Source organism: Bradyrhizobium sp. (assembly GCF_036735945.1).
GTDB lineage: Bacteria > Pseudomonadota > Alphaproteobacteria > Rhizobiales > Xanthobacteraceae > Bradyrhizobium.
Map to the genome: position 1 here is coordinate 17,119 of NZ_DAINNI010000059.1, position 11,624 is coordinate 28,742.

General features: G+C 64.5%; 11 protein-coding genes. 5 read left to right on the forward strand and 6 right to left on the reverse strand.

Annotated features, from left to right (window positions below; genetic code table 11):
* Positions 1 to 19: 19 nt before the first annotated feature.
* Genes V7E26_RS18620 through coaD form a run of 4 tightly spaced genes read right to left on the reverse strand, consistent with a single transcriptional unit; the run spans position 20 to position 1,995 of the window.
* Positions 20 to 484, reverse strand: coding sequence for a peptidylprolyl isomerase (locus V7E26_RS18620; RefSeq protein WP_324418691.1), 465 nt, complete (start codon positions 482 to 484; stop codon positions 20 to 22).
* Positions 460 to 900, reverse strand: coding sequence for a hypothetical protein (locus tag V7E26_RS18625; RefSeq protein ID WP_324418693.1), 441 nt, complete (start codon positions 898 to 900; stop codon positions 460 to 462). The genes V7E26_RS18620 and V7E26_RS18625 overlap by 25 nt, the downstream gene beginning before the upstream one ends.
* A gap of 4 nt (positions 901 to 904) precedes the next feature.
* On the reverse strand, positions 905 to 1,447 hold the full coding sequence (locus V7E26_RS18630; protein WP_324418695.1) for a peptidylprolyl isomerase: 543 nt from the start codon (positions 1,445 to 1,447) through the stop codon (positions 905 to 907).
* Between the two features lie 50 nt (positions 1,448 to 1,497).
* Positions 1,498 to 1,995, reverse strand: coding sequence for a pantetheine-phosphate adenylyltransferase (gene coaD / locus V7E26_RS18635; RefSeq protein WP_324418697.1), 498 nt, complete (start codon positions 1,993 to 1,995; stop codon positions 1,498 to 1,500).
* 267 nt (positions 1,996 to 2,262) lie between these two features.
* Here coaD and V7E26_RS18640 point away from each other — a divergent pair, with 267 nt between their 5' ends.
* On the forward strand, positions 2,263 to 2,520 hold the full coding sequence (locus V7E26_RS18640; protein WP_324418699.1) for a hypothetical protein: 258 nt from the start codon (positions 2,263 to 2,265) through the stop codon (positions 2,518 to 2,520).
* Between the two features lie 218 nt (positions 2,521 to 2,738).
* Positions 2,739 to 4,658 carry a potassium transporter Kup gene (locus V7E26_RS18645; protein ID WP_442893427.1) on the forward strand — a complete coding sequence of 640 codons (1,920 nt, stop codon included), beginning with the start codon at positions 2,739 to 2,741 and terminating at the stop codon, positions 4,656 to 4,658.
* A gap of 30 nt (positions 4,659 to 4,688) precedes the next feature.
* Here V7E26_RS18645 and gdhA read toward each other — a convergent pair whose 3' ends face one another.
* On the reverse strand, positions 4,689 to 6,038 hold the full coding sequence (gene gdhA, locus V7E26_RS18650; protein ID WP_324418715.1) for an NADP-specific glutamate dehydrogenase: 1,350 nt from the start codon (positions 6,036 to 6,038) through the stop codon (positions 4,689 to 4,691).
* 295 nt (positions 6,039 to 6,333) lie between these two features.
* Here gdhA and V7E26_RS18655 point away from each other — a divergent pair, with 295 nt between their 5' ends.
* From V7E26_RS18655 to pcaB, 3 genes are all read left to right on the forward strand, one after another.
* On the forward strand, positions 6,334 to 7,128 hold the full coding sequence (locus tag V7E26_RS18655) for a class I SAM-dependent methyltransferase (RefSeq protein WP_324418703.1): 795 nt from the start codon (positions 6,334 to 6,336) through the stop codon (positions 7,126 to 7,128).
* A 138-nt stretch (positions 7,129 to 7,266) separates the two neighbouring features.
* Entirely contained in the window at positions 7,267 to 8,124 is an 858-nt protein-coding gene (locus V7E26_RS18660; RefSeq protein WP_324418704.1) for a patatin-like phospholipase family protein, read from the forward strand.
* 125 nt (positions 8,125 to 8,249) lie between these two features.
* Positions 8,250 to 9,626: a 3-carboxy-cis,cis-muconate cycloisomerase gene (gene pcaB, locus V7E26_RS18665; RefSeq protein ID WP_442893428.1), complete on the forward strand. Its 1,377-nt coding sequence runs from the start codon at positions 8,250 to 8,252 to the stop codon at positions 9,624 to 9,626.
* A 39-nt stretch (positions 9,627 to 9,665) separates the two neighbouring features.
* Here the strand turns inward: pcaB and V7E26_RS18670 are convergent.
* Positions 9,666 to 11,624, reverse strand: a 1,959-nt coding sequence (locus V7E26_RS18670; protein ID WP_324418709.1) for a DNA gyrase C-terminal beta-propeller domain-containing protein, incomplete at its 5' end; no start/stop codon positions are given.

Genomic DNA, 11,624 nt, shown 5'->3' on the forward strand with positions numbered 1-11,624 from the left:
GGAGTTTGTTTCTCGACGCTCAAGCCGCATCCAGCGCCATCCGCGCCTTCACGATCTTGTCCGGGTTCTGCACCGGCTCGCCGCGCTTGATCTTGTCGACGTTCTCCATGCCCGAGGTGACGTTGCCCCAGACAGTGTACTGGCCGTTGAGGAAGGAGGCATCGTCGAAGCAGATGAAGAACTGGCTGTCGCCGGAATCCGGATTGGCAGCGCGGGCCATCGACACGGTGCCGCGCACATGCGGTTCCTTGTTGAACTCGGCCTTCAGCTTGTTGCCGGAACCGCCGGTGCCGGTGCCGTGCGGGCAGCCGGTCTGCGCCATGAAGCCCTCGATCACGCGGTGGAACACGATGCCGTCGTAAAAGCCGTCGCGCACCAGCTTCTGGATCTGGGCGACGTGGCCCGGCGCGAGATCGGGGCGCATCTCGATGGTGACGGGACCCTGGGTGGTTTCAAGGATCAAAGTATTTTCTGTATCAGCCATGCTCGTTTCTCTTCCGGTTTGGGTGGACGTTTACGGGTTCTGAAAGTGATCGCGAAGGGCCGGCCGGCGATCGCGCCGGCCAGTCCCTCGGTAAGTGGCAACGGCGTGCAGCGTTGCAAAGTTTCCATGACCGCAACGCGATATGCGATCCGGTCGCTGTCGCCGGCGCCGGCGGTCTCGTAGGTAATCCTTGGTTGACCGAGAATGGCGCCCTCGCGGTTGAAACTGACGATGACGGTAATGTCGATCGGGCTGGCGCGCGAGGCCGGCGGCGGCTGCCAGCACGAATACAATTTGGCGAACACGTCCTTGAGGCTGTCGAGTTGCCGCGGCTGCGCCGAGGCTGTGACGCCGGAGGCAAGCCACGCCAGCGCGGCGACGGACCAGAGCAAATGCCTGCGCCGCGCCGACCTCATCGCCTCACTTGATGTCGGATGCGACTTGCACCTTCACCATCTTGTCTGGATCGGCGACAGGTTCGCCGCGCTTGATCTTGTCGACCACATCCATGCCCGACACCACTTCGCCGATCACGGTGTACTTGCCGTTCAGCGAGGAGCCGTCTGCGAACATGATGAAGAACTGCGAGTTCGCCGAATTGGGATCGCTGGTGCGCGCCATGCCGACGATGCCGCGCTTGTACGGCACGTTGGAGAATTCGGCCGGCAGGTTCGGATATTTAGAGCCGCCGGTGCCGTTGAAATTCTTGCCATCGCCGGTCTGCGCCATGAAGCCTTCGATCACGCGGTGGAACGGAACGTTGTTGTAGTAGCCCTCGCGCGCCAGAAGCTTGATGCGCTCGGCATGCTGGGGCGCGAGGTCGGTCCTGAGCTTGATCACGATGCGGCCCTTGGTGGTGTCGATCACGATCGCATTCGCCTTGTCGAGACCGGCGGGCAGCTGTTGGGCGACGGCGGGTGCCGCCAGGAACAGCGCGAAGAGAACGGCAAGAATTCGGATCATGAAAGCTCCGCTGGTGTGAAACTGAAAAGCATGTGCTCGCGCAGGCCGCGTCAGCCGGCGAATTTCTTCTTCAGGCTCGCGGCAATCTGGGGCGGCACGAAGGCGGTGAAGTCGCCGCCCATGCCGGCGATCTGGCGGACCAGCGTCGCGGTGATCATGCGAACCGCCGGCGAGGCCGGAACGAACACGGTGTGCACCTCGGGCGCCATCGCCTCGTTCATGCCGGCGAGCTGCATCTCGTAGTCCAGATCGGTTCCGTCGCGCAGCCCGCGAATCATGACGGTCGCGCCAACCTGGCGCGCCGCGGTGATGGTCAGATTGTCGTAGGTGGTGCAGTCGAAGGCGCAGCCGGCCTGTTGCGCGATCGGCTCGCACGTCGCCTTGACCATTTCGAGCCGCTCCTCGGTCGAAAACAGCGGCTTTTTGCCGGAATGGACGCCGATGGCGACGATCAGCCGGTCACACAGGGTAACGGCATGCCGCACCACGTCCAGATGGCCGTTGGTGATGGGGTCGAATGAGCCGGGATAGAGCGCAATACGGGGCATGGGCTCCCGTCTACTCCGCTCCGGGCGACCGGGCAAGCCGGACTGGTTCCACATCTCGCCCGCTGGCCCAATTCGGCTCGGCCGGTGAACCAGTACCAGAAACCCCTCGGGTTCCGGCGATTGTTTCGTCCGAAACGGCCTGACGAAACAAAACTCGGCTGCGACGAAACCATTTCAGGCGCCCGCGAAGACGGGAGGAAACTTGCGTTAACTACAACTTCCCCAACGAAACGACGGGGCCGCCAAGGCCCATCTCAGGGGACCGTCATGATCAAGGCTTTTTCCGCAGTCGCCGCTGCCGCGTTCATTGCCGCCGCATTGACCGTGCTGCCGGGCTTCGCCCCCCAGGTCGAAGCCAAGGTGCCGCAGGCGCTGGCCAAGGGCGACCGCCTGGATATCCGTACCGTCGGCAAGGATTGCTCGCAGCAGTCATGGCCGAACTTCGAGGCTTCCTGCCTCCGCACCGCCGGTTCGAAGTCGGTGGTGAAGGAAGCCCGCCTCGTGACCGCCGACCGCACGCCGTAACGGCCCGGTTTTCGTTCCAAGCCTCCAAGGAACGCCTCAGTGGCGAGCAGGGATGCCCCCCTGCTCGCCATTGGCGTCTTGGGCAACACACCCGAGCACCGACGTCACGCACGCAATAAGCAAAACGCATTCGCGACACCTCGAAGCCCCATAGCAATTTGCGACGTCTCGTCGCAGACTGTTGCGTGCGCCTCGGCTGATCGGCGGGCGCGAGGCCAATGGGGGCGCCCGTGACCAGTACGCCAGCTGCAACCGCCGGCCATCCCGCCACCCTCCCCACGGCAGCCACGATCGGCGCCCTTGGCGTCGTCTATGGCGACATCGGCACCAGCCCCCTCTATGCCCTCAAGGAAGCCGCCAGGGCCGCGACCCATGGCGGACCGCTGACCAATGACGCTGTGCTCGGCGTCGTCTCGCTAATCCTGTGGGCGCTGATCCTGATCATCTCGATCAAATACGCGCTGCTCATCCTGCGTGCCGACAACCGCGGCGAAGGCGGCATTGTCGCGCTGCTGGCACTGCTGCATGCGCGCCACGCGCAGGCCGGAACGTGGCGCGCCAGGCTTCTGGTGGTCGGTCTCATCGGCGCCGCCCTACTCTATGGCGACGGCGCGATCACGCCGGCGATCTCGGTGCTCAGCGCGATCGAAGGCCTGAAGGTCGATGCACCGGCGCTGGAGCCCGTCGTGGTGCCGATCACGGTCATCATCCTGATCGGGTTGTTCCTGATGCAGCGGCAAGGCACCCAGTTCATCGGCCGGATATTCGGTCCAGTCATGGTCGGCTGGTTCGCCGTTCTTGCCGCGCTCGGCATCCACGGCATCGTCAAGGCGCCCGGGGTGCTCGTCGCCCTCAGCCCGCTATACGCCTTCGACTTCCTGATCCACCAGAACTTTCACGTCAGCTTTGCCATCCTCGGCGCCGCCTTTCTCGCCGTGACCGGCGGCGAGGCGATGTACGCCGACATGGGACATTTCGGCCGCATGCCGATCCGGCTGGCCTGGTTCGCGGTGGCGCTGCCCGCGCTGGTGCTGAACTATTTCGGGCAGGCGGCACTGCTGATCACCGATCCCAGCGTGATCGAGAATCCGTTTTTCCAACTCGCACCCGATTGGGTGCACTATCCGCTGGTCGCGTTCGCGACGCTTGCGACCGTGATCGCGTCGCAGGCGATCATCTCCGGCGTGTTTTCGCTGACCCAGCAATCGATCCAGCTCGGCTTCCTGCCGCGGATGCACATCACGCACACCACCAGCGACGCGATCGGTCAGATCTACGTGCCGCTGGTGAACTGGCTGCTCGCCGCCGCGACGCTGGGCGCCGTGCTGCACTTCGGCTCCTCGGAAGCCCTCGCCGGCGCCTACGGCATCGCCGTATCGCTCCTGATGGCGATCACCACCCTGCTTGCGGCGCTGGTGGCGATCCAGTGGGGCTATTCGCCGTTCATCGTGATCGCGGTCAACGGATTCTTCTTTGCGATCGACGCCACCTTCTTCGCGGCCAATTCGGTCAAGCTGCTCGAGGGCGGATGGTTTCCGCTGCTGCTCGCCGCCATCATCGCCTTCGTGATGCTGACCTGGCGCAGCGGCGTCAAGCTGGTGGAGCAGGCGCGCGGAAAACTGCGCCAGCCGGAAGAGGATCTGATCGAGACCGCGGTCAATCGCTGTCATGCCCGGCTCACCGGCACTGCCGTGTTCCTGGCGTCCTCGCCCAAGGGCGTGCCGCTGGCGCTGACGCAATTCGTCAAGCACAACCACGTGCTGCACCAGCGCGTGCTGCTGGTCACCGTGCAGATCGAGGAATCGCCGCGCATATCGGACGAGGATCGCGCCGAGATCGTCGAGATCGTCCCGGGCATCACCCGCGTCATCCTGCATTACGGCTTCATGCAGTATCCGACGATCTACGAGGGCCTTATCCTTGCCTGCAAGCAAGGCAAGCTGCCCGGCATCGATCTCACCGATATCACCTATTTCATCGGCCGCGAGACCATCATCCCGCGCGAGGATATCCCGGGCATGTGGGTCTGGCGAGAAGCGCTGTTCGCGTTCCTCCAACGCAATGCCGAACGCACCGCCGCGTTCTTCGACGTGCCGGCGAAGCAGGTGGTTGAGTTCGGCACGGAGCTCGAGATCTAGCGCCCGCCGCAACCCGCGGGCCGGTGCGCTTCAAATCACGCCGAACGCTTCCATGGCCTCCGCGACGCGAACGAAGCCGGCAATGTTCGCGCCCAGCACGTAGTCGCCCGGAGCGCCATATTCTGCGGCAGTCTCGGCGCAGCGGTCGTGAATGTCGCGCATGATGGTGGCGAGCCGCGCTTCGGTCTGTTCGAACGTCCAGCTATCACGCGAGGCGTTCTGCTGCATTTCCAGCGCGGAGGTCGCCACGCCACCGGCGTTGGCGGCTTTCCCCGGTCCGAACATGACGCCGGCCTCCTGAAAGACGCGCACCGCTTCCGGCGTGCACGGCATGTTGGCGCCCTCGCCGACAGCGACAATACCGTTGTGGACCAGGGTGCGGGCGTCTTTCCCGGTCAGTTCATTCTGCGTGGCGGAGGGCATCGCGACGTCGCACGGCACATCCCAGACAGACCCGCCCTCGATGTAACGCGCGCTGGCGCCTCGGCGCCGCGCGTATTCGGCGATCCGCTCGCGGCGAACCTCCTTGATCTCCTTGACCAGCGCGAGATCGATGCCGTTCTCGTCGACGACGTATCCGTTGGAATCCGAGCAGGCCACGACCTTGCCGCCGAACTCGGAGACCTTTTTCATGGCATAGATGGCGACATTCCCCGCGCCGGATACCACCACACGCTTGCCGTCGAACGAATGTCTTTTCGTTGCCAGCATGCTCTGCACAAAGTACGTCGCGCCGTAGCCGGTCGCCTCCGTGCGGGCACGCGAACCGCCATAGACCAGTCCTTTTCCGGTCAGAACGCCCGCTTCGTAGCGGTTGGTCAACCGCTTGTACTGGCCGAACATGAAGCCGATTTCGCGGCCGCCCACGCCGATGTCACCCGCCGGCACGTCGGTATACTCGCCGAGATGACGATGGAGCTCGGTCATGAATGACTGGCAGAACCGCATGATCTCGCCCTCGGAGCGGTCGCGCGGATTGAAGTCGGATCCTCCTTTGCCGCCCCCGATCGGCATGCCGGTCAAGGCGTTCTTGAACGTCTGTTCGAAGCCGAGAAACTTGATGATGCCGACATTGACGGAAGGATGGAAACGCAGCCCCCCCTTGTAAGGGCCAAGGGCCGAGTTGAACTGCACCCGGAAGCCGCGATTGATCCGCACCTGTCCGGTGTCGTCCACCCACGGAACGCGGAAGATGATCTGACGCTCCGGCTCGCAAAGCCGCTCGATCAGGGCATGATCGGCATAGCGGGGATGCTTGGCCACCACGCGACCCAGACTATCCAGCACTTCCTTGACGGCTTGATGGAATTCTTCCTCGCCTGCATTCCGCCGTAGAACTTCAGCAAGAATAGGCTCTAGTTTCTCATCGATATGGACCACGATCAGCGCATTCCGGTTTTTCAGTTGGCGACGCGCGTCGTAGCTCAATCCGCAGGCAGGTTGAACAATTATTTTGTCATGCCTGTCCGGAGACCCCCTCCCGCGTGAAGGTTGCGCCTCCCTCACTGCCGATGCCTGCCAACGGCCCCGTTGCGGGGCATTTCGGCCTTGCGTTCGACCTGAGATATCGGGCAGCCTGTAAGGATATTTTCATCGGCTTTTTAGAACCGGGACATTTCGCCAAATGCCAGCACCTACGCCAAACAGCCGTGGAGCAGAGTTTTGGAACAGCACCATGGGTCACTCATGGGTTGCTCAGCAGGCCGTGATCAGTGACGTCTTCTCGTCGGTCACGCGCGTCAGCCTGGAGGCCGCGGCCGCAAAGCCTGGCGAGCAAGTGATCGATATCGGATGCGGCACCGGCGACACTCTGTTGGCCTTTGCCAGGATCGTTGGACCATCAGGCGCTGTGTTGGGCGTCGACGTCTCGGTCCCGATGATCGACTTCGCCAAGCATCGTGCCGCCGAGGCGACACTTGGCAACGCGGCCTTTGCACTGGCCGACGCGACGAGCTACGCCTTCGAACCGCACTGGGCGGATCTTGTTTATTCACGATTCGGCGTGATGTTCTTCGATGATCCTGTCAGGGCCTTCACCAATATCCGCAGGGGCATGAAGGCGGGCGGGCGGCTGGTGTTCGTCTGCTTTCGGACCCTGCCGGAGAGTCCGTGGTTTCACGTGCCGATCGAGACTGCTCGGCCGCATGTGCCGCCTCAGCCGCCGGCGGATCCATTGGCACCGGGGATGTTCTCGTTGGCGCGCGAGGAGCGCCTGCGAGACATCCTGACCGGGGCCGGGTTTCGCGAGGTCGTGCTTAAGTCGACCGATGTGCCTATTGACGGCAAGGACACCACGCAAAGCATGGCATTCATCACGCAGGCCGGCCCGTTGCCCGCGCTCCTCGAAAATGCCTCGGACGAGCAACGGATGCGCGCCACGGAAGCGGTTCGAAACGCGCTCGCCGCGAATATCGGAGCAGACGGGCGCGGCCTGCATGTGGGTCTGTGGCTCGTGTCGGCGTCAGCCTGAGGGCAGCCAGTCAGCTTCGATAGCGGCTTTGGCAAATCTGCTCACGGCGCTCATGGTGGACGCGCGCCAGCCCGGAACTATTTTGTTTGAGACGCATCCAATCCGGCATAGCCTCGGCAACCCATCGGCGTCTCCGCGATGACCTACGCTGGCAAGAATACCGCCTTTGTCTTCACCGGGGGCGGCAGCCTCGGTGCGATCCAGGTCGGCATGTTGCGCGTCCTGCTCGCTGCCGGCGTGCGGCCGGATTTCGTCGTCGGCGCGTCGGTGGGAGCTCTCAATGCGGCCTACTTTGCCGGCGCGCCGGACATCGATTGCGTGGCGAGACTGGAAGGCATCTGGCGTGGCCTGAAGCGCTCGGACATCTTTCCGTTCAGCCTGGCTACCGCCGTCGGGTTGCTCCGACATCCCGACTACCTGGTCGATCCGGGCGGACTGCGCGGTGTGATCGAAGCGAATCTGCCTTTCGCGCGGCTGGAAGACGCGCAGATTCCGCTCTGCATCGTGGCCACCAATCTGCAGGGTCAGATTGTCCGCCTTTCCAGGGGTCCCGCGCTCGAGGCGATCCTGGCCAGCACGGCGATCCCCGCCATATTCCCATCCGTGGAGATCGACGGCGAGCCGTTGATGGACGGCTCCTTCGCCGCCAATACGCCGATGCGGCTTGCGGCAGAACTCGGCGCCGAACGGATCATCGTGCTTCCGACAGGTTACGCCTGTGCGCTGAAGGAGCCGCCACGCAGTGCGGTGGGCAAGGCGTTGCACGCGATCACGCTGATGATTGCCTGGCAGCTCAGGCATGAGCTGGAGACGGTCCCGGCGAACATCGACGTTCATCTTGTCCCCACACTGTGCCCGCTCGCGGTCTCTCCGTTCGACTTCTCGGGATCGGGGAGCCTCATTGAACGGGCGGTGCAGTCGACGCGGCGCTGGATCGACGGCGGCGGTCTGGCGCGGCGCTCCGGACCGGAGGAACTGGCGCCGCACCATCATTGATACCTGCGTCGGCGTGGCTCGCCGATGCCTCGATGCCGCATCGCTTCGCCGGCTCCGCATCCGCTCTTGACAAATTGGCATGCATTATTGCCATTGCCGCGCAATCAAGGAGTGAAATGACCGCGATGGCCAGCACCATGTTCGACAACGTCCTCTATCGCGACGTGTTCTCCACGCCGGCCATGCGGGCGGTGTTTTCCGACGACGCCGTGCTCAAGGCCTATGTGCAGGCCGAGGTCGCGCTTGCCGTGGCCCAGGGCGAAACCGGCGTCATTCCACGCGAGGCGGCCGAGGCGATTGCGCGCCATGCTCCGGCGGTCGTGCTCGATCGCGGGCAACTGAAAATCGACACCGAGAATGTCGGCTATCCCATCGTCGGCCTGGTCCGCCAGCTCTCGCAACAGCTCGGCGAGCCGGGCCGCTATCTGCACTGGGGCGCCACTACCCAGGACATCATGGATACCGCGACCGTGCTGCAATTGCGCGAGGCTGTCATCCTGCTCGAAGCGCAGCTTGCGGACGTCATGGCCGCGCTGGCCAATCTCGCCCGCCTGCACCGCGATACCCCGATGGCGGGGCGAACCCATCTGCAGCAGGCGCTGCCGATCACCTTCGGCCACAAGGCCGCGATCTGGCTCTCGTCGCTGCAGCGCTTGGCCGAGCGGCTGGCACAGGCAAAGCCGCGCGCGCTGCAGGCGCAGCTCGGCGGCGCGGCGGGAACGCTGGCCTCGCTCGGCGATCGTGGACTGGACGTGCGTGCCGCCTACGCCCGCGCGCTCGGCCTCGCCGAACCCGACATCACCTGGCACGTCGCCCGCGACGGGCTGGTCGAGATGGTGCAGACGCTGGCGGTGATCTGCGGCGCGCTCGGCAAGATCGGTTACGACGTCATGCTCCTGATGGCGAACGAGATCGGCGAGGTGTTCGAGCCGTTCTCCTCGCATCGCGGGGCGTCCTCGACCATGCCGCAGAAGCGCAATCCGATTTCCTCGGAAATCCTGCTGGCAAATGCGAAAGCGTCGCGCGACGCCGCCTCACTGATGCTGGACGCGATGGTGCAGGATCTCGAGCGCGCCACCGGCCCCTGGCATTGCGAGTGGCTCGCTTTGCCGCAGGCCTGCCTGCTCGCCGCCGGATCGCTGGCGCAGGCACAGTTCATGCTGTCGGGCCTGATCGTCGAGCCCGCCGCGATGAAGCGGAACCTCGATTCCACGCGCGGCCTGATCGTGGCCGAAGCCGTCATGATGGGGCTCGCACCCGCGCTTGGCCGCCAGAGCGCGCATGACGAGGTCTACGCCGCCTGCCGCGACGCGTTTGCCAAGGGTGATGGGCTGCTGGACGCCCTGCTGCGGCGTCCCGCGATCGTATCAGCCCTGCCGCGCGATCAGCTCGCCGCTCTGTGCGAACCGTCAAACTATCTTGGCACGGCAGGAGCGATGGTCGATCGGGTGCTTGCCCGTCAGGCGAGGCGGCAAATCCAATCAATACATCCGAAAGGCTGATCCCGGGCTTCGCGGCGCTTCACCCGGGTTACGGCGGCCTTAGCCGCCGTTCCCGTTCTCGCCGTTCTCGTCTTCCGAGATATGCTCGACCGACACGACGTGCTCGTCTTCCGCCGTATCGAACACGATGACGCCTTGCGTCGAGCGGCCTGCGATGCGGATGTCCTCGACCGGGCAGCGGATCAGCTGACCCTTGTCGGTGACCAGCATAATCTGGTCGCTGTGCTCGACCGGGAACGACGCCACCAGCTTGCCGTTGCGGTTGTTGACGCTCATCGCGACGATGCCTTTGCCACCGCGGCCGGTGGTGCGGTACTCGTAGGACGAGGTGCGCTTGCCGTAGCCGTTGACGGAGACCGTCAGCACCACCTGCTCCTGCGCCGACATTTCCGCGTAGCGCTCCTGCGAGAGCTGCAGCGAACCTGAGCTCTCCTCGCCCTCGGCATCGGCGGGCTCTTCCGCCGCGGTCTCGCCGGCCACCGCGCGGCGCATCTTGAGATAGGCCGACCGCTCGTCCGAGCTGGTCTCGACATGGCGCAGGATCGCCAGCGAGATCAGCGTGTCGTTTTCGGCCAACGCGATGCCGCGGACGCCCATCGAGGTGCGGCCGGTGAAGACGCGAACGTCGGTGACGGGGAAGCGGATGCACTGGCCGCCGGCCGCCGTCAGCAGCACATCGTGGTGCTCGGTGCAGATCTGCACGTCGACGATCGCCTCGCCCTCACCGAGCTTCATCGCGATGATGCCGGAACGGCGGACATCGACGAAGTCTGACAGCTTGTTGCGGCGGACGGTGCCGCCTGTGGTGGCGAACATCACGTCGAGGTTGCCCCAGGAGGATTCGTCCTCCGGCAGCGGCATGATCGTGGTGATGCGCTCGCCCTGCTCCAGCGGCAGGATGTTGATCATCGCCTTGCCGCGCGCATTCGGCGCCGCCATCGGCAGCCGCCACACCTTCTCCTTGTAAACTTGGCCCTTCGAGGAGAAGAACAGCACCGGCGTATGGGTCGAGGCCACGAACAGGCGGCTGACAAAGTCCTCGTCGCGGGTCTGCATGCCGGCGCGGCCCTTGCCGCCGCGGCGCTGCGCCCGGTAGGTCGAGAGCGGCACGCGCTTGACGTAGCCGGCGTGCGAGACCGTGACCACCATGTCCTCGCGCTGGATCAGGTCCTCGTCCTCGACCTCGCCTTCCTGCTCGACGATCATGGTCCGGCGCGGCGTGGCGAACTCGTCCTTCACCTCGGCGAGTTCGGTCTTGATGATCGCCTGCACACGCGCGCGCGAGCGCAGGATGTCGAGATAGTCGGCGATCTCTATCGCCAGCTTGTCGAGTTCCTCGGATATCTCCTCGCGGCCGAGCGCGGTCAGGCGCTGCAGGCGCAGGTCGAGGATGGCCCTCGCCTGCTCCAGCGACAGCCGCGCGGTGCCGTCGGGCGATACGCTGTGGCGCGGATCGTCGATCAGGCGGATCATCGTCTCGACGTCCCTGGCGGGCCAGTCGCGCGACATCAAGATGTCGCGCGCGGTGGTCGGGTCTGGCGATGTCCTGATAACGCGAATGACCTCGTCGATGTTGGCAACCGCAATTGCAAGGCCGACCAGGATATGCGCGCGGTCGCGCGCCTTGTTGAGCAGGAACTTGGTGCGCCGCGTGACGACCTGCTCGCGGAAGGCGATGAACACCGTCAGCAGATCCTTCAGATTCATCAACTGCGGCCGGCCGCCGTCGAGCGCCACCATGTTGGCGCCGAAATTGGTCTGCAGTGGCGTGTAGCGGTAGAGTTGGTTCAGCACCACGTCGGGCACGGCGTCGCGCTTGAGTTCGACCACGACGCGGAAACCGTCGCGGTCGGATTCGTCGCGCAGGTCGGAAATGCCGTCGATCTTCTTCTCGCGCACCAGTTCGGCGATGCGCTCGACCATGGTTGCCTTGTTCACCTGGTAGGGAATCTCGGTGACGATGATCGCTTCGCGGTCCTTGCGGATGGTGTCGATCGT